General features: G+C 69.0%; 15 protein-coding genes. 4 read left to right on the top strand and 11 right to left on the bottom strand.

Annotation, left to right across the window (positions count from 1 at the left end):
- Position 1: 1 nt before the first annotated feature.
- Complete coding sequence (locus JZ792_RS06110) at positions 2–355, bottom strand: molybdopterin oxidoreductase (protein ID WP_216907720.1); 354 nt, start codon at positions 353–355, stop codon at positions 2–4.
- Positions 356–455: 100 nt separating this feature from the next.
- Positions 456–983, bottom strand: a complete 528-nt coding sequence (locus JZ792_RS06115) for a hypothetical protein (RefSeq protein ID WP_216907722.1) — start codon at positions 981–983, stop codon at positions 456–458.
- A gap of 262 nt (positions 984–1,245) precedes the next feature.
- On the opposite strand from JZ792_RS06115, the gene JZ792_RS06120 reads away from it, so the two are divergent.
- Positions 1,246–3,366, top strand: coding sequence for an acyltransferase family protein (locus JZ792_RS06120; RefSeq protein ID WP_216907724.1), 2,121 nt, complete (start codon positions 1,246–1,248; stop codon positions 3,364–3,366).
- A gap of 75 nt (positions 3,367–3,441) precedes the next feature.
- On the opposite strand, the gene JZ792_RS06125 is transcribed toward JZ792_RS06120, so the two are convergent.
- The 3 genes from JZ792_RS06125 to JZ792_RS06135 all read right to left on the bottom strand — a co-directional run bounded on the left by JZ792_RS06125 (position 3,442) and on the right by JZ792_RS06135 (position 7,677).
- The gene (locus tag JZ792_RS06125; protein WP_216907726.1) at positions 3,442–5,970 is read right to left on the bottom strand and encodes a DUF6493 family protein; all 2,529 of its coding nucleotides are present in this window, start codon (positions 5,968–5,970) and stop codon (positions 3,442–3,444) included.
- Positions 5,971–5,972: 2 nt separating this feature from the next.
- A complete protein-coding gene (locus JZ792_RS06130) occupies positions 5,973–7,298 on the bottom strand; it encodes an SWIM zinc finger family protein (RefSeq protein ID WP_216907728.1) in 1,326 nt (441 codons plus the stop codon).
- 91 nt (positions 7,299–7,389) lie between these two features.
- Positions 7,390–7,677 carry a cation:proton antiporter regulatory subunit gene (locus JZ792_RS06135; protein WP_216907730.1) on the bottom strand — a complete coding sequence of 96 codons (288 nt, stop codon included), beginning with the start codon at positions 7,675–7,677 and terminating at the stop codon, positions 7,390–7,392.
- Positions 7,678–7,857: 180 nt separating this feature from the next.
- Between JZ792_RS06135 and JZ792_RS06140 the strand changes: the two genes are divergently transcribed.
- Positions 7,858–8,871 carry a sensor histidine kinase gene (locus JZ792_RS06140; protein WP_216907732.1) on the top strand — a complete coding sequence of 338 codons (1,014 nt, stop codon included), beginning with the start codon at positions 7,858–7,860 and terminating at the stop codon, positions 8,869–8,871.
- A gap of 1 nt (position 8,872) precedes the next feature.
- Positions 8,873–9,526, top strand: a complete 654-nt coding sequence (locus JZ792_RS06145; protein ID WP_216907734.1) for a response regulator — start codon at positions 8,873–8,875, stop codon at positions 9,524–9,526.
- Positions 9,527–9,561: 35 nt separating this feature from the next.
- Here the strand turns inward: JZ792_RS06145 and JZ792_RS06150 are convergent, their stop codons facing one another.
- Both JZ792_RS06150 and JZ792_RS06155 read right to left on the bottom strand, forming a co-directional pair.
- Positions 9,562–10,776: an amidohydrolase family protein gene (locus JZ792_RS06150; protein ID WP_216907736.1), complete on the bottom strand. Its 1,215-nt coding sequence runs from the start codon at positions 10,774–10,776 to the stop codon at positions 9,562–9,564.
- Between the two features lie 215 nt (positions 10,777–10,991).
- On the bottom strand, positions 10,992–11,384 hold the full coding sequence (locus JZ792_RS06155; RefSeq protein WP_109530830.1) for a pyridoxamine 5'-phosphate oxidase family protein: 393 nt from the start codon (positions 11,382–11,384) through the stop codon (positions 10,992–10,994).
- Between the two features lie 226 nt (positions 11,385–11,610).
- Here JZ792_RS06155 and JZ792_RS06160 point away from each other — a divergent pair, with 226 nt between their 5' ends.
- The gene (locus JZ792_RS06160) at positions 11,611–14,847 is read left to right on the top strand and encodes an ATP-binding protein (protein ID WP_308165173.1); all 3,237 of its coding nucleotides are present in this window, start codon (positions 11,611–11,613) and stop codon (positions 14,845–14,847) included.
- Here JZ792_RS06160 and JZ792_RS06165 read toward each other — a convergent pair.
- The 4 genes from JZ792_RS06165 to JZ792_RS06180 all read right to left on the bottom strand — a co-directional run bounded on the left by JZ792_RS06165 (position 14,834) and on the right by JZ792_RS06180 (position 18,695).
- Complete coding sequence (locus JZ792_RS06165) at positions 14,834–15,508, bottom strand: hemerythrin domain-containing protein (RefSeq protein ID WP_216907740.1); 675 nt, start codon at positions 15,506–15,508, stop codon at positions 14,834–14,836. The two genes, JZ792_RS06160 and JZ792_RS06165, sit on opposite strands and share 14 nt — an antisense overlap.
- Positions 15,509–15,811: 303 nt before the next feature.
- On the bottom strand, positions 15,812–16,582 hold the full coding sequence (locus JZ792_RS06170; protein WP_216907741.1) for an SDR family NAD(P)-dependent oxidoreductase: 771 nt from the start codon (positions 16,580–16,582) through the stop codon (positions 15,812–15,814).
- Between the two features lie 55 nt (positions 16,583–16,637).
- Positions 16,638–17,399, bottom strand: a complete 762-nt coding sequence (locus JZ792_RS06175; RefSeq protein ID WP_216907743.1) for a crotonase/enoyl-CoA hydratase family protein — start codon at positions 17,397–17,399, stop codon at positions 16,638–16,640.
- Positions 17,400–17,516: 117 nt separating this feature from the next.
- Complete coding sequence (locus tag JZ792_RS06180; protein ID WP_216907746.1) at positions 17,517–18,695, bottom strand: thiolase family protein; 1,179 nt, start codon at positions 18,693–18,695, stop codon at positions 17,517–17,519.
- Positions 18,696–18,825 lie beyond the last annotated feature (130 nt).

Raw genomic sequence — 18,825 nt, forward strand, 5'->3', positions numbered from 1 at the left:
CTCAGATCTCGACGAGACCGAGGTCGACGATCACGGTGCCGTCGACCCCGGCCGGGGCGGCGACGAACAGTTCGAGGACGGTATCGGCGAGCAGGTCCTCCACCACGCGCAACGAGACGTGGGTCGCGCCCTTCGCGGCGATCGGGAAGTACCGCATGGGGCTGCCGTCGCGCATGAGCAGTACCGAGATCATGTCGTCGGTGCTGTTGCCGCCGCGGAAGTACACCGGCTGGATGATCGCGCCCGGGGGCACCACGTAACGCAGCGTCGGGTCCAGCGGCAGCGGATTGTCCAAGCCCTTGCCTTCGAAGACGAAGGCGCCCTGCAGGAATCGGGGCGTGCTGGTATCGGGCATCTGCATTCCTCCGAATGTCGAGCACTGCTGGCCGGTTCAGCCAAAGTAGTTGCGCGACATTGCGGTCACATTGCCCGCAGGATTCGACCGTGGGTCCGAGTCAGGACCGCGTGGTACGACGCCCCCACGGCTTGAGCACCGAGATCACCGTGCACAGCGTGTAGGTCGCCGAGGCCACGGCGAGCGCCACCGCGAGGGTGACCGGAAGGCGATCGAAACCGGTCGAGGCCGGGTCCGCCGAGATCGCGGCTGCGTCGTCGAGATGGCCGCGCAGCACGGTCAGCGACGCGGTCAGCCCGCCGATGGTCAGCAAAAGTTTCACGATCACCCACCAGTACCGCAGCAGCCCCCATTTGCTGCCGACGCCGAGCAGCACGCCCGAGACCAGCGCCGTCAGACCGAGCGGGACGATGAGCAGATCACCCACCAGATCGTCGGCCCGGTAGGCCGCTCTGGTGAGGGTGTCGTCACCGGTGGCGACGGCCGAGACGGCGAGCGTCAGCATCGCCAGCGTGACGCCGAGCCAGGCCACCGAGCTGAGGGTGTGGACGACCAGGATCCCCCGGTGCGCGCGGCGCGGGAGCCGGAGTCGGATCACCGGTCGGTTGGCTGTCAGTTGCGCGGTCATCGCGAATTCCCCTCGTCGTGCGGCGTCTGGCACACCGTTCGTCAGCAATTCTGGAATCCGGACACCCACCCCGTCATCGGCCCAGCGGCGTCGACTCCGGTACGCGCGCACGCGTACGGCGCCGCGATCGGCGCGAGACCGGTGCGAGCGCAGTCGTTTTGCCATCGAGCGCCGTTTGCGGCATCTTTACTGTTCGACTACCCGGCGCTCACCGGCCGGCGACTCGCGGCCAGGATCGGCGCGAGGGTCGGAAAGGAGCAGCGTGGTACCGGTATCCCCGGACGCGGCCACTCGCGGTAGCGCGATCGTCCCGGAGTCGGCGACCTCCCTGGATCCACCGGGACATCGGGTCTCGCAGGATATTCCGGACTATCGCGACGACCTGGACGGATTGCGCGGTATCGCGATCGCGCTCGTGGTCGGGTTCCACGTGTGGATGGGCCGGGTGTCCGGTGGCGTCGACATCTTCCTGGTGCTGTCCGGGTTCCTTTTCACCGGAATGCTGTTGCGCCGCAGCGCGACGACGGGCGGCCCCGGCATCGGGGCGACCTTGCGCCGAACCGCCCGCAGACTGACGCCCGCGCTGGTGGTGGTACTGGCGGCCGTCGTGATCGCGACCGTGGCGGCCAGGCCGTACACCCAGTGGGGCAATATCTCGATCCAGACGCTGGCCTCGACGTTCTACGTGCAGAACTGGTTCCTCGCCAGGGCCGAACTGGATTACCTGGCGCCGAATCCGTCGGTGAGTCCGCTGCAACATCTGTGGTCGATGTCGGTGCAGGGGCAGTTCTACCTGGCGATACTGCTCGTCGTCGCCGTGTGGGCGTGGATCGCGCGCGGTTCGACGCGCGACCGGTGGCGGATCGGTTTGACGGTGCTGCTCGTCGCGGGCGCGGCGCTGTCGTTCTGGTACGCGGCCGACGGGGCGCAGCGGCACCAGCCGTGGACCTACTACGACACCGGCGCCCGGATGTGGGAACTGCTCGCGGGCGCCGTACTGGCGGGCGCGGCGCCCTGGATCCGGCTGCCGCGAGTGGTGCGGACGCTGCTGGCGATGGCCGGGATCGCCGGGGTGCTGACCTGCGGGGTGCTGATCGACGGCGCGACCGAATTCCCCGGCCCCACCGCCCTGTATCCGGTGCTGTCGGCCGTGGCGCTGATCGTGGCGGGCATGAACGCCGAACCGGTGCAACGGCCCTGGGTGAACCGGTTGCTCGGCACCAGGGTGTTCGCGGGCCTCGGATCGGTGGCCTACGCCTTCTACCTGTGGCATTGGCCGATCCTGATCTTCTACCTGTCCGAATACGGGGCGCCGTCGGCCGGACTCACCGACGGTCTCGTCGTCATCGCGGCGGCGCTGGTCCTGGCCGTGGTCACGCAGCGACTGGTCGAAACGCCACTACGTCGTCCGGCGGGCGCCGACGACTATTCCGCCACCGTGCGACGTTCGCTCACCACCGCGGTCTCGATCATGGCGGTGGCGGTACTGGGCTCGACGGTGACCTGGCAGGTCATCCTGCGCGCGAATCCGGCGAGGCCGCCCGCCGAGCTGAAATTGGAGAAGTATCCCGGCGGTGCGGCGCTGGTGCCCGGTGTCGCCTTCGAACCGGCTCCGATGCGCCCGACGGTACTCGAGGGCTGGGCCGACTCGCCGCCGCCGACGCGCGACGGCTGCATCACACCGGACCGAGAGGTGCGCAGCTGCGTCTACGGCGACCCGGCCGCCGAACGCACCATCGCGGTGGTCGGCGGCTCGCATTCCGAACACTGGATTCCCGCCTTCGAGATCCTCGCCCGCGACCACGGTCTGCGGATCGTCACCTACCTCAAGGAAGGGTGTCCGCTCACCCTCGTCGACCAGCCCGTGTACTACGACTCGCCGTGGCCCGAATGCCGGGAGTGGTCGGTCGAGGTGATCGACCGACTGGCCGAGACCAGACCGGACTGGGTCTTCACCCTCGCGACCTACTACCGCGTCGAAGGCGCGGGTGACGAAGTACCCGCCGAATTCGCGGCGGTGTGGTCGGAACTGGGCGAACGCGGCCTCAATGTGCTGGCGATGCGCGATACGCCCCGTCTGCGCCGCGACGGAGTGCTGTACCGCGCGATCGACTGCCTCGGCGGGCACGGCACCGCCCAGAGTTGCGGGGTCGACCGCGCGGTGGTGCTGGACCCGGTGAATCCGGCGATCGCGGCCGGTGCGAGTCATCCGAACATCTTCCCGATCGACCTCTCGGATTCGGTGTGCCGACCCGACCGCTGCCTGGTGGTGGAAGGCAATGTCCTGATCTACCGCGACGAACACCACCTCACCGCCAGCTACGCCCGCTCGCTGGCTCCCGAACTCGGACGCCAGATCGGAGCCATCACCGGGTGGTGGTAGCGGACCGGACGTCCTCGGTCACGGTTGTCGGCAGTCGATAGAGGCAGTGTGCCGGGCCGTGCCTGGTGCACCCGGTCAGGGGCCGGTCAGGAGGGTGTCCAGGCGGGCGGCCTCCTTCGCAACACGAGTCGAGCGTGATTTGGGCGTCCACACCGTCAGCGCGGGTATCGCGCCTCGGATCCGGTGCAGGTCGGCCGCTTCGCTCGCCGCGGCCAGCAGGTCGGCCATTCCCGTGGGTGGCGCGGTGTCCGGTGTGGGGAGCAGGGAGGTGATGGCGGCGGTGAAGAGGGGCCACAGGTGGGCCCCGGCCCGTACCGCCTCGGTGAGCGAGGGCACCACGCGGCCGAGGATTATGTCGCCGGTGCCGATGAACACACCGAGGTGATGGCCGAGTTCGGCGGCCGGGAGCGCGTTCTGAGCGGCGAGGGAGAGCAGGGCGTCCAGGGCGGCGGCCCGGTCGATCGCTCGCCGTGAGGCCAGCGCGTACAGCAGGACGGTCGCCGTCGCCCGGTCGGTCGCACCGGTCGCCTCCGACAGCGCGAGGATGGTGCCGTCCTGTTCGTACTCACCCGTCGGCCAGCAGGCCGCTTGGTCGAGCAGGTGCGCGGCGATCACCTCGCGGTGCGAGGGCAGCACCGACGGCCACCATCGGGCCGACCATTCGAAGGTGTCGGATCCCTTGCGGGAGGTGTCCAACGTGAAGAGCCGGGACGCCGAGTCCAGATCGGACGCGCAGGTTCCGGTCACCACCAGGCGGGTGACCCGGTCGTCGGCGCGTCTGCGATCCCAGTGATCAGGACCCCAGGCCTTGATCTTCGCGAGGCGGTAGGACAGGTCGACGGGGCCGGGGCCGTCCGCCGACATCCACGCGCGGGCCGTCGCGGCGGCGGGTGAGACGAGGCCGTCGAGCAGACGCCGATCTCCGTCCAGCGGCAGGCGGAGCAGGGCCTGCTCCAGATCGAAACGGCCCGGCTGCCTGCCCGCCGCTTCCCAGGCGCGCAGGCGCGCGGCGAAGATCTCGGGATCGAGGTGACCGGTGGCGCTCGTCGGCGTCGCGAGCAGCGCCGGACCGCCGAGCAGGTCGGCGGCCTCCCGGAACCGGCGCCGGAACAGGGCATCGGGGGCGGGCGCGGATTCGAGCACGTCGTCGACCGGACGCGGCGACCCGGCCAGCAGTGCGTTCAGCAGGATGTCGTTACCTTCCGGATGGTAGAACCCGCTGTACCGGTCGATATCGAGCCGCAGTTCATCGATCGCGGCGGGGCCGTGGGCGACCAGTCCCGCCATGAGCCGTTCCACCTCGGGCCAGGCCGGATCCCAGCCGTGGTACTCCTCGATGATCGCCTCGCGCAATTCGGCGGACGAGGTGATGGGTGGATCGAGCTCGCGCGGCACGACGGGAGCCAGTACCGGGACCTCGATCGTGTCCGCCTCCACGGCACCGTAGGCGGCGGCGATCGCGCTCCGTTCGGTCGACGGCAGGATCGACGCGGACCGCCGGACCGTCTCGGCGGTGAGCGGATCGGCGGATTTCACGCGCTTGGTGACGATCCGGACGGCGCGCTCGCGGATCTCGGAATGTTCGTGCCCGAACACCCCGGCCGCCAGTTCGATCGACATTCCCAGCCGGTCCCGGCTCGCGGCGGTGCGGTCCAACCACGACAGCGCGGCGTTGGCGATGCGGCGTTCGGAACGGAACAGCAGAGCCTGCGCCGCCTCCCGGAAGATCTCCGGCGCCAGCGGTTCGGCCTCGTCCACGGCGCGCACCTGGGTGAAGGCCACGTCGGCGACGGTCGACGCCGAGGCGGGCAGCAACCGGAGGTAGTCACGCACCCGCGCGGCCGCCTCCTGCGGTGTGGGAGCGAGCAGATCGTGCAGGTCGACGAACCACGCGAGGTCACGCGCCTTGCCACCGCGCAGGAAACGCCGCAGGCAGCGGTCGAGCAGATCGTCGCGTTTCATGGTCTCGAACAGGCCGGTGATCAGGGAGTCCATCGGATTCGCCCGGCCGGGAACATAATCCGTGCCCGCGAACCGCGAGAGGTATTCCGCCACCCCGTCCGCCTCGAAGATCGCGGGGGCCATCGTCGCGAAGAGCGCGTCTTCGCTCGGCGGGGTGGAGACGCGCCTGCTCAACCAGCCGAGGACGAACGCGTCGGTCGCGGGCGGGGCCTGCTCCGCTTCCAGGAACAACCCCGCGGCAACCTCCCAGCTCATGTAATCGGGCCGCCAGCCGATGAAATCGGCCGAGCGCAGCCGATCGGACAACCGCCGCGCCAGGTCCAGTCGCCAGGCGGGGGGCCGATGGGAGACCGCCCTCAGCACATGCGCGGCGATGCCGTCGGTGTCGCTCACCGAGCGCAGATCCCGACGCGTGAGCCAGGCGGCGACGGCGGCCGCGCCGCCGAGGCAGCCCGCGCCCGCCACCCGAAGCGGCATGGTCCGCAGGTCGTTCCAATCCAGTGGCGCGCACTCGCGCAGATAGGCGGGAAGTGCGGCGGCCACCTCCTTGCGATCCGCCTCGTCGATCCTCGCCGCGAGCATCGCGACTCCGGCCGAATTCCCGGTCCGGACGCGGGTGCGCATCTCCTCCCAGACACTCATCGTCACGCCTGCCTTCCGGCGTGCAGGCGGGTGGCCAGTACGTGTTTGCACGGGCCGCGTCCGCCCCGGTGGTCGATCCACCAGGCGCAGGTGCACGATCCGTTCTCCACGCGCACGTGATAGACGTGTTCGCCGGAGGTCACGGCGGCGACCCCGCCGTCGCCGAGGCGCACCGCGCCCTGTTCGGCGAGGGCGCGCGCGGCGCGCAATCGCGGGTTCATCGCGGCGACGCGCTCGACGTCGTAGGGCAGTTCACGGTGGAAGAAGGCGGCTTCGGCGGTGTCGTAACCGACTTTGCCGCCCGTGCCGAGTTGGGTGAGGGCGGCGCGCACCCGGGCGATGGGCAGCCGGGCGCGGTCGGCGAGGTCGGCCGGGTCCAGGCGCGGTTCGAAGGACAGCGACGCGGCGACGACTTCGGCGTCCTCGGCGGTCTGGTCGCTGATCAGGGATTCCAGCACGGCCCCTTCGCCGGAGAACCCGCGCCGATCCTCGGGGGAAAGCGTGAGAACGTAACGCATGCCGGGCAATTCGAGTTCCCACACGGAGGCGACCGGACCCGAGTTCGCGGTGACGGCGGGGCCGTACAGCCGCAGCCCGGTGGCGAAGCGCAGCAGGGGCAACAGGGTCGTCAGCCGTTCGGCGCCCGCCAGGCAGAGTGCGCCGGGCGCGGGTCTTGCGGTGGGCCGCAGGCTCCGTCCGGACGGCTGGACCCACAGGTGGCCGCCGCCTCGGGGCAGTCCGCGCAGGAATCGCACGGCCTCGGCGGCGGACAATTCCGCGCGCAGGTCGAAACCGGAGACGATGGCCTGGACCTCGGCGAAGGAACGCAGCCAGCGCTCCGGCAGCGGCACCTTCTTCTCCACCGTCGCGCCGTCGAGCGTGGTGACGACGAGTTCGTCGGCGCCGACGGCGAGGTGCAACGGATCGGACCCGCCGACACGCGCGAGTGCTTCGCGCAGTGGGCCGTTCACGTCGACGTTGGTGGTGCCGCGCGCGGTGACCTCACCGTCGAGTGCCTCCGACAGCACGTCGAGCCTGGCGTAGACCCCCGCGCACGCGGAGAACGATTCCATCCGCAACCGGTCGCCGTTGCAGGTGACCACCGGGTCGCGCATGGACGTCGGCTTCGGCTGGTAGTACCTGGTCTGCGCGACGTCGGCGAGGGCGAGCAGACCCGCCGCCGCCACATCGCCGCGAGTGAGCAGGCCGCTGAAGAACCGGGGGTGGGCGACCGCGCCCTCGGTGCTCACCCCGCCCGATGTCGCGAGGCCGAGCCGCCCGTCGGAAAGGCCGGAGGGGGCGGCGTAGGAATAAGCCTGAGTGGTCATGCGGAGGAAGGTAGACGCGGGCACCGACAAGTTCGGATCGGCCCGAATCACCTTTCGCCACAAGGGGTAACGGTATCGGGGAAATCCGAGGTCACCGGTGCGCGGACGCGGTCCCACGGCGGTCGCGGGTGAGCAGATCCAGGCGTCGTTCCACCCGGGTCAGCCGATCGCCGACCGAGCGGCTGCGCAGGAGGTCGGCGAGCCGGTCGGCGTCCTCGGCGCGCAGCGCGATATCGGCGATCGGCTCGTCGGACTCGCCGTAGAGCAGCAGGCGACGGGTGCCGCCGGTTTCCAGCAGCAACGCGAAATGCGCGCCCTCGGGGGTGCGAAGGTGGAAGAGCACACCGGCGCCTGGGACTGTTGTCCGGTCGATATCCATTCGCGAAACTCCTTTCACCGCCGCGCGTCTTCGGCGTCGTGCCCCAGTCTCGGACCTCGCGCACGTCGGGGGTATCGGCCGCGGCACCCATTCCGCCGGGGCGCACCCGCGCGCGAGCCGCGACCGAATGGGTATCGGGCCCCATGGACAGCGCGGCGGCGATGCGGCCATGCTGGATTCATGACGACGCTCGCGGCGCCACGGAAGCGGTGGGGTCGGCGTGGCCGCACACCCGTGCACGCGCTGTTCCGCCGGGTGTGCGTGATCAACGGCCTCGTCTTCGCCCTCGGGACGCTGGTGCTCGCGCTGTCACCGGCGACGGTGTCGGCGCGCGTGCGACTGACCGAGTTGCCGGTGCTGGTGATCGGGCTGGCCGTCATCCTGGCCGCGAACGCCTTCCTGCTCCGGTCGAGTCTCGCGCCGCTGGACGCGTTGATCGCCTCGATGCGCCGGGTGGATCCGCCGCATCCGGCGAACCGGGTCGACCGCAGCGGTAACGGCGATCTCAACGACCTCATCGAAACGTTCAACGCGATGCTGGACCGGCTCGAATCGGAACGGTCGGTCGCGGGGGCGGCGGCGCTGGCGGCGCAGGAGGGTGAGCGTCAGCGCATCGCGCGCGAACTGCACGACGAGATCGGCCAGAGCCTGACCGTCGCGCTGCTTCGGCTCAAAGGTGTGGTGGATCGTGCGCCCGAACCGTTGCGCGAACAGGTATGCGACGCACAGGAAACCGTGCGCGCGTGCCTGGACGAGGTGCGCGGAATCGCCCGACGGCTGCGGCCGGACGTACTGGAGGATCTCGGTCTCCCGAGCGCGATCAACGCGCTGTGTCACGAATTCGCGCGTACCGCGGGGATCACCGTCGCGCGCGATATCGATCCCGATCTGCCGCGCCTGGATCCCGATGTGGAATTGGTCTGCTATCGGATCGCGCAGGAGAGTCTGACCAATGTGCTGCGGCACGCCGGAGCCGACGCGGTGGCGCTGCGATTGACCGCCGACGCCGACGCGGTCACCGTGCGGATCACCGACGACGGGCGCGGCGGCGCGGTCATCGACGGTGCCGGTATTCGCGGGATGGGCGAACGCGCGCTGCTGGTGAACGGGGCACTGACCGTCGACTCACCCGCGCGGGGCGGGACCGAGGTGCGACTGGTGATTCCGGTGGACCGCGCCGGGAAGGACAGCTGACGTGCCCGGGCCGACCCGCATCCTGCTGGCCGACGATCACGCCCTGGTGCGCAGCGGGCTGCGCATGATCCTGGACAACGAACCGGATCTGACGGTGGTCGCGGAAGCGGCCGATGGATTCGACGCGGTCGCCGCTCTCGCCGAGACGCCGGTCGATCTGGTGATTCTCGATATCGCGATGCCGCGCATGACCGGCATCCAGGCGGCCCGCGAGATCACCCGCACCGATTCCACCGCCCGCATCCTGATGCTGTCGATGTACGACAACGAGCAGTATTTCTTCGAGTCGTTGAAGGCGGGCGCGTCCGGATACGTCCTGAAATCGGTGGCCGACCGCGATCCGATCGAGGCGTGCCGGGCCACCATGCGCGGTGAGTCGTTCCTGTATCCGGGCGCGGTGACGGCGCTGGTCCGCGACTATCTGCAATTGGAGCGCCAGGGCCGTTCCCTGCCCGACGCCATCCTGACGCCCCGCGAGGAGGAGGTGCTCAAACTGGTGGCGGAGGGTCACTCGACCCGTGAGATCGCCGAGACGCTCGTCATCAGCACCAAGACCGTCGATCGGCACCGCGCCAACATGCTCCAGAAGCTCGGCCTGCGCGACCGTCTCGCCCTCACCCGCTACGCCATCCGCGCCGGCCTGATCGAACCGTGACCCGCGCCGCGGCGTAGCGGCTCTCCCGCCGCCGGTTACGCGGTCTCGACGGGAACCCGCGAGCCCAGCAGTTCGAGTGCGTTGTCGCGCATCACCTTTCGGGTGTCCTCGTAGGAGAATTCCGGGAACTGCGGGATGTCGGCGGTGAATGTCGTGGGATCGGCGAGGCCTTCGCCGTGCGGCCAATCGGAGCCGAACAGGATCTTGTCCACGCCGATGGTCGCGGCGAGCAACTTGACGTCGTCCTCGTAGTACGGCGCGATCCAGACGTTGTTCTTCAGCTGCTCCACCGGATCCTCCTTGAAGTGGTACGGCGCGGTGTTCGCGGCCTTCTTCAAGCGCTTGATCAGTCGGTGGACGAAGTACGAACCGTTCTCGATGCTGACCACCTTGAGGTTCGGGTGGCGGGTGAAGACCTGGTGCACGATCAGCGAGGCCATGGTGTCGTGGATGGCGCGGTCGTCGAGCAGGATCTGATCGAGCGGATCCTTCTTGCCGAAGCCCTCGAATGTCGCCTGGCCGCCCCACAGCGCGTTGATGGCGAGGTATCCGCTGTCGGAGAGGTGGAAGCCGACGGGCACGCCCGCTTCGGCCAGCCGCGCCCACACCGGGTCGTGCAGCGGATCGCCCAGGGAGCGGGGCTTGGCCACACCGGGCACGGGCGCGGGGCGGACCAGCACCATCTTGGCGCCACGGGCCAGCACGAATTCGACTTCCTCGACCGCGGCGACCGGGTCGGCGAGGGAGATGATCGGCGCGGAGATCATCCGATGGTCGGGACGATCGAAGCCCCAGTCCTCGTCGAGCCACAGGTTGAACGCGTGCAGCGAGGCCATCGTCGCGGGGATGTCGTGTTTGAGCGCTTCCTCGACACCGCAGGCGAAGGTCGGCAGCATGAAGACCGTTTCCAGACTCTGCCGGTCCATGACGCGCACGCGGGCGTCGCGGTTCTGGTATTCGGGGTGGTCCGCCATGCGGTCCACCTTCATCAACGAGGCGGGGTCGACCCCTTCGGGAATCTCACCGCGGAACAGCAGATCGAGGCAGCCGGGCTCGATGATCGGGTCGAAGGTCGGGTTCGGGACGAAGTTGTTGACCTTGCCCGCCATCACCGCGAGCGTGCGTTTGCCGTCGTTGACCATGCGCACGCCGCGCTGCCTGAACTCCTTGGGCAAATGGCGAGTGAACGCGTCCAGCGTCTCGTAGTAGTGGTTGTCGACATCGACCGCCAGATAATCGAGCTTCGTCATTTCTTGTCCCTTTCGCTCCGGACAGGACGCCCATCGCCGCAACCGGGTGGCCACGACCGCCCGGCAGGCCGTCGCAGGCTTACACGTATCCCTTACTGTACACCTATCGGTAGCGCGGTCCGCAAGTCACTCGGGAACGGATCGGGGGCCGCTTACGCACGCCACACTCCCGCCGCGACGGCACGTGTCGAGGCCGAAACCGCGGGGGCGGGATATCACTTCACGGTGAATTTGGTCGCGTCGAGGATCAGGATGACGCGATCGTAGACATCGTCGGGCAGTGCGCTGTCGGTGTCGCCGTAGCGGTCGCCGAGCTCGCGATAGAACTCCCCCTTCGGATCACCGAGGACGGTGATCAGCCATCCCTGCGTCTCCAGACAGCGCGAGGGCACGTCCGGATCGGTGATGAGAAAGGCGTAGTTCGGGTTCGCCTGCAAGCTCGTGAACTTGCGACGCGGGATCGTGTGACTCATGCGCAGACGCGCGCCGTCCCAGGTGAAGCGCATCGGCGTCAGATCGGGGGCCCCGTGCGGGGTCACGGTCGCGAGCACACCGACGATCGGACGTTGCAGCAGATCCTCGTATCCGGCAGGCACTTTTGAGATCATGAATGACTCCACCATAGGTCGACAGGCGCGAAAGTTGGTTCAACTGTAATCGATACAGTACGCGGACTGGACGGGTCGGCGTCGTGTCCTCGCGCAGACCGGGTGACGAGGCGGGACAACGCGGCGGGCGTACTCGAGCGATCATGTGTCGGGAATCGTCGTGCGAAACGGTGCGCGACACAGGTCGCGAGAGGTGAGCGGACGTGGCTGGTCACGGGAGTCGACCGTGAGGATCTCGGTGCTCGGACCGATCCGGGTGCAGTTCGGCGCGGGTGTGGCCGATCCGGGCACCGGCCGTCAACTCGCGGTGCTGATCAGACTGCTCGCCGCGGGCGGACGGGTGGTCTCGACCGATCGCCTGATCGACGATCTGTGGAACGGCGAACCGCCGCCGAAAGCGCTCGCGGCCCTTCAGGTGCACGTCTCGAATCTGCGCCGGATCCTCGAACCGGATCGGCCACCGCGCGCACCGGCCAGGATCCTGGTCAGCGAGCAGCCCGGCTACGCGCTGCGACTGCCCGAACACGGGGTGGACGCGTGGGAGTTCGACGCGCTGATCTCGGCGGAGGCCGATGACGATCCGACCGCGCGATACCGGCGTCTGACGACCGCGCTCGCGCTGTGGCGCGGTGATCCCTTCGGCGCCTTCGCGGCGGAATCGTGGGCCGAGGCCGAGGGCGCGCGCCTGCACGCGCTGCGCCTGTCCGCCGTGGAATATCGCGCGGCCACCGCGTTGGAACTCGGCAGAGCCGACGAGGTCGCCCATCTGCTTCCCGCCGAATGCGCGCAGCATCCGGCGCGTGAGGAACTGTTCCGATTGCTCGCGCTCGCCCAATATCGGCTCGGGCGTCAGGCCGACGCACTGGCGACGCTGCGGACGGTGCGCGAATACCTGTCCGAGGAACTCGGCGTCGATCCCGGCCCCGCGGTCCGGCAACTCGAGGTCGACATCCTCGGCCACTCCCCCGCCCTGGTCGCCCGCCCGGCCGAGCCCGAAGTGGTCGCCGAACCGCGCGGCGGCGATACCCGAGCCGGGACCGAGCAACGCGAATTCGCCGGGCGCGAAGCGGAATTGGCGACACTGACGCGGACCGCCGAATCCGTCCGGACGTCGGGTCTGCGGGTGGTGTGGATCATCGCCGAGGCGGGCGGCGGCAAATCCACCTTCGCCGAGACCCTGGCCGCGCGGGTGCGAGCGCGGGGATGGACCGCGGCGACCGCCCACTGCCCCGAGGTGGACGGCGCGCCCGCGGCGTGGGCGTGGCGCGAACTGCTCGGCGAATTGGGCGACGGCGCCGATGTCGCCGACCCGTTCGACATCGCCCGCGCGGTCGTCGCCGCCTGCCGGGATCACCCGGACGGTGTGCTGCTCGTCGTCGACGATGTCCATCGCGCGGACAGCGCGACCTTGCAGGTGCTGCGGCAGACCATCGCGTGGATGCGGCAGTTGCCGGTGCTCGTCGTCGCCACCTATCGACCATCCGAAGCCGGGGCCGAACTCTCGGCGACGGCCGCCGCGCTGGTCGCGGTCACCGCCGACCGGCTCGAACTGGCCGGGCTGTCCGACGACGGGATCAGGGAGGTCGCCCGATCGGCCGGTCTCGACCCGCTGGACACCCCGACCCTGGAGATGTTGCGCGCCAGGACCGACGGCAATCCGCTCTTCGTGGGAGAACTGGCGAAATGGGTGGCCTCGCGCGGTGCGCGCGACGCGCTGACCTCGATGCCGAGCGGTATCCGCGATGTGCTGCTGCGCCGGGTCGATCGGCTGCCCGCGGAGGTCGGACGGATGTTGCGGCTCGCGTCGGTCTGCGGGCGCAGTACCGCGATCGACACCCTGCTCGCGCTGTGGACGAGCCCCGGTTCGACCGACGGCGAGGACGAACTGCTCGACGCCATCGACACCGCGGCGGTGGCGGGTCTGCTCACCGCCGACACCGACCTGGTCGTCTTCCAGCACGTGCTGATCCGCGACGCCCTCTACGAGAGCATCCCGGCGTTGCGCCTGCGCAGACTGCACTGGCGCACCATGGGCTACCTGGAATCGCTGCCGAGCCCCGACGCGGACGAACTCGCCTATCACGCGGCACGCGGCGCGACCCCGCAGACGGTCGAGCACGCACTCGGGCATGTCGAGACGGCGGCGCGGGCCCGGTTCGACTCGGATTTCAGGGCCGATTCCGCGCCGCTGTGGCGTTTCGCCGTCGAATTGCGTGACAGCGCGGGGCACGGCGAACCCGGTGCGGCGGCAGCGGATCGCGCGGCCCTGGTCACCGCGTTGTGCGCGCTCGTCACCGCGCTCGCGCATCGCGGCGAGGTCTCGGACGCGCGTTCGGTGCGGGCGCGGGCGTTGTCGCTGGCACAGCGCGACGGCGACGAGCGGCTGACGTTGCTCGCCCTGACCTCGTGGCGCACACCGCGAATCTGGACCACGCGCGAACAGCGTCTCGCCGATACCCAGATGACCTCGGCAGTGCTCGCGGCACTGCCCGGCACGACCGGGGCCGATCGGGTCCGGCTACTCGTCACCGCGGTCTTCGAATTCGAGGGCAACGACACCCCTTTCACCATCGAATGCGCCACCGAGGCCGCGCACCTGGCCCGCGAAATCGGTGATTCCGAATTGTCGTGCGCCGCGCTCAACGCGCTCGCGTACACCGCGCTCGGCCCGGACCTGAGTACCGAACTCCCCGCCATCACCGCGGAATTCCTCACCGTGGCAGCGGATTCCGGCATCGTCGTCTACCGCGCCGCCGCGCACTACTATCGCTTCCTCGCGCACCTGTCCCGCACCGATCTGCTGTCGGCCGCCTCGGAGGTTCGCCTCGGACTCGAGACCGCCTCCAGCGGCCGGGTCGGCGAACTGGTCGTGGTGCTGTCGGCCTTCGACGCCGTACTCGACGTACTGCGCGGCGATCTCGACCGGGCCGCGGGCCGCTATGCCGACCTGGCGGCGCGGCTCACCGCCGCCGGTTTGGCCAACGGCGCCGAGATCGGGCTGGTCGGACAGATGGTGATCGCCTGGTTCCGCGGGTCCTCGGCGCATCTGGTCGAACCGCTGTCGCTGTCCTATCACTATGCGCCGCAGACCATCTCGTGGGTGTATGTGGTCGCGTTGCTCGACGCCGGGCGGGAGGCCGATGCCCGGGTGGTGGCCGAGCGCGACCACGAGGTCGGTCGCGATTTCTACTGGACGGCGCTGTCGGTCTTCCAGGCCCGCGCGCTGGTGCGGTTGCGGATGCGGGACCGGGCCTCGGTCCTCTACGACGAACTGCGGCACTGGTCGGGCACGGTCGCCGGGTTGAATTCCGCGTCGGTGACCTTCGGGCCGATGGACGATGTGCTGGCCGAACTCGCCGAACTGCTCGAGGACACCGAAGCCGCGACCGCCCACCGCGACCGAGCCGCCGAAGTGCGGGAGCGGGTCGCCACCGCGTTGGCCGCGATGGTCAGCCCGCGATGATCGCCTCGCGCTTGTCGAAGGAGCGCACCAGCACCTTCAGCATCAGGCGGATCACCACACCGGCCTCGGCCCGCATCTTCGCGAGTTCCCGTTCGTCGGCGTAACGGACCACCCTCGGCACCTCGAATCTCATATCGCCGCCCTTCTTCGCGGCCTGCTCGACCCGATCCCACTCCGCGACGCCGACGTACCGGTCGACCACGGGGAACACGATCTTCTCCTCCTCACCGATATGTTCGGCGAGCAACGCGTGCGCCGAATCCAGCGCGACGGAGAGATCGCCCGCCGCCCTTCGCCGGTCGGCACCGGCGGCGCGGAACCCGGTCGCCCGCTCGCGCAAGGTCGCCAGCACGGCGTCGAGTTGGACGTGGTCGTCGGAGAGTTCGTGCACGTCGATGGCCGAACCCGCCGACGCGACGAGAATCGGCCAGACGATGTCGTCCTCGATGCTGTGGTGATGGTGGATCGAGTCGCACAGCAGGTCCACGTACTCGGCGATGGCATCGGCCCGCCGCTGTCCGCACACCGATCCGGCGGCGATCGCGCCCGCGATACGCGCGAATCGGGCAGTGTCGGCGAGCATCCCACGATGGGCGATCTTCATACCGGTGACATCGGGGGTCACACGGGCGGTGACGGCGGTTTCGGGCGTGCGTGTCATGGCGCCTCCTGGGCTGTTGGCGGGATCTCGGGCTTGTTCGCCCCGTGTGGATCCCACCTTGCGCCAGGCAACTTGCGGCACACTTGTCTCCCGCTTGCGCACCCGGTTACGGACTCGGGTCGCCTCGGTGTTCATTGACAGCGGTGGCCCTCGTCCGGCGTACATCGTTCCCGTGCAACACGTTCGGACCTGTCGGCCGGTGGCTGGACAGCGCGGTACCCGGGGCCGTCGATGACCCCGGGTACCGATCACGTCTTGTCCCGACACTCGAAGTCCGGCATCCGCCGCGGGAGTGTCGAGCGCCTACTTGGGCTGGAACCGCTGTCCGCCGTCGATGCGCACGACCTCACCGTTGATGTACGGGTTCTCCAGCAGGTGCTGGGCCAGGAAGGCGTATTCGTCCGGGGTTCCGAGACGCTTGGGGAACGGGACCGCTTTCGCGAACTGGCCGAGTTTCTCCTCGCCGAGGAAATCCATGATCGGGGTGTGCATCGTGCCGGGGGCGATGCTGTTGACGCGGATGCCGATGGCGCTCAGGTCGCGGGCGGCGGTGAGGGTCAGCCCGATCACGCCGCCTTTGGCGGCGGAGTACGCGGACTGGCCGATCTGGCCTTCGTAACCGGCGATCGAGCTGGTCATGACGATGGCGCCGCGCTCACCGTTGTCCTTGGGATCGAATTTCGCGATCTTCGCCGCGGTCAGGCGCAGCACGTTGTACGTGCCGGTGAGGTACAGCGCGATCGTATCGGTGAAACCCTTGAGGGTGTGCGGGCTTCCGTCGCGGTTGACGACCTTCTCGAGCACACCGAAACCGCCGTGGGCGATCACCGCGGCGCGCAGGGTGCCGAGTTCGTCGGCCGCGGCGAACGCCGCCTCGATGGTCGAATCGTCCAGCACGTCGGTGCGGACGTAGACCGCCTTGTTGCCGAGTTCCTCGGCGAGGGCCTTGCCCTTGTCGTCGTTGACATCGGCGATGACGACGGCGGCTCCCTGGGCGTGCAACCGGCGAACCGTCGCGTCACCCAGACCGCCCGCACCGCCGGTCACCAGTACTACTTCACCTTCGAAAGACACTGCGTCTCCTTTGATTCGATGGGGGGTTGTTCGTCGGATCGGAGCGCCCGCGGGCTCACTCACCGGTCCAGACGGGGGGCCGTTTCTCGGCGAAGGCCTTCGCGCCTTCCTGCGCGTCCTTCGTGCCGAACACCGGGGCGATGAGCTCGATCTGCTTCTGCCACATCTCGGCGGTGCTCCACTCGGCGGATTTCACCATGACCTCCTTGGTCACCGCGACCGCGATCGGACCATTGGCGGTGATCCGGTCCGCCAGCGCCAACGCCTGCTCGAGCGCTTCGCCGGGTTCGGCAAGAACATTCACGAAACCCCAGCCCGCGGCCTCTTCGGCGGTGAAATTATCACCGGTCAGCGCCAATTCGAGTGCCTTCTGATACGGGATGCGGTGCTGGAGACGCAACAACGCGCCGCCGCCAGCGACCAGGCCGCGTTTGACCTCCGGGATACCGAATTTCGCGGTCTTGGCCGCCACCACCAGATCGGTGGCGAGCACCAGTTCCGTGCCGCCCGCCAGGGCGAAACCCTCGACCGCCGCGATGAGCGGCTTGATCGGCGGCTTCTCGGTGAACCCGAGACCGCGACCGGGGATATACGGGTAGTCGCCCGCCGCGAAAGCCTTCAGATCCATTCCCGCACTGAAGTTCCCACCGCTTCCGGTGAGTACCGCGACCGACAGCTCGGGACTGCCGTCGAGCTCGTCGAGCGCATCGGCCAAACCCTGACTGACCGCCAGATTGACCGCATTACGCGCGTCGGGCCGGTTGATCGTGATGACCAACGTGCGCCCGCGGCGTTCCAGCAGCACTTCGTCCGACACCGGTACCTCCACTCGTCCTTGTTATAGAAAACGCTACTATAAGCATTACTGTAAGAAAAGGGACGCTCTCTGCACGGCATGGGTCGCCCGGGCAGCGAGCATCCGCGAAACGATCGGTCAGACCTCGATGACGAGGGCCCCACCCATACCGCCGCCCGCGCACATCGCCGAGACGCCGATGCCGCCGCCGCGTCGGCGCAGCTCGTAGATCAGGGTCGCCACCTGGCGCGCGCCCGACGCCGAGATCGGATGTCCGAGACTGCAACCGCTACCGGAGAAGTTCACCAGTTCCTCGTCGATGCCGTGGGCGCGGCACGCGGCGATCGGCACCGAGGCGAACGCCTCGTTGATCTCCCACAGCGCCACGTCGCCGACACTCAGGCCGGTGCGATCGAGGATCTTGCCGATCACATTCGCCGCCGCGATGCCGTTGTCGGCCGGTGTGACACCGACATTGGCCCACGCCCGCACCGTCGCCATGACCTCGAGGCCGTTGGCCGCGGCGTAGTCGTCGGCGGTGACCGTGACGGCCGCGGCGGCGTCGTTGATACCGCTGCTGTTCCCCGCGGTGACCGAGAAGCCCTCGATCTCGGGATGCAGGACCGGAAGCGAGGCCAAGCGCTCGAGGGTGGTGTCACGCCTGGGGTGTTCGTCGGCGGCGAAGTCGATGACCGAACCGTCGGCCTGCGTGATCTTCAGCGGCAGGATCTCCTCGGCGAATTTGCCCGCGTCGGCGGCGGCGACGGCGCGCTGATGCGACCGCAGCGCCCATTCGTCCATGGCCTGCCTGCTGATGCCGACCTTCTTGGCGGTGTTCCAGCCAACGGTGATCGACATGTCCCGGGCGGGCGCGTCGGGGGTCTCCGGATGCGACGGCGGCATCCAGGGCTCCTTGAACTCCATCGGGTCCGAACCCGGCACCCGCCACTTCATCAGCGGCGAGGTCGACAGCGACTGCACGCCACCGGCGACGATCACCCGCTCCGCGCCCGCGCCGATATGGGCGGCCGCGTTGGCGATCGAGGTCAGACTGCCCGCGCAGTGCCGGTTCACCGCCTGGCCGGGCACGCTCTCCATGCCGCTCGCCACGGCGGCGTGACGAGCCAGATCGCCACCGCCGTAATTCAATTCGGCGAGGATGACGTCGTCCACCTCGGACGGATCGACCCCGGAGCGGCGAACCACTTCGGTCAGGATGTTGATCGCGAGCGTCTCCGAGGACACGTTCACGAGCGCGCCCTTGAAGGATCGGCCGATCGCGGTCCTGACGGCGCTGACGATGACGGGTTTGGCCATATCACTCAACCTCTGAGTTATCGAGCCGCACCCGCTGGCGCGGCGTCCATGATGGGAGATTCAACTACAGTATTTCATACAGTATGGTCGACAAACGAGGGTCGACGTCGCGCGACCGGATCGCGGGACC

It is taken from the genome of Nocardia noduli, from assembly GCF_019038455.1.
Taxonomy (GTDB): domain Bacteria; phylum Actinomycetota; class Actinomycetes; order Mycobacteriales; family Mycobacteriaceae; genus Nocardia; species Nocardia noduli.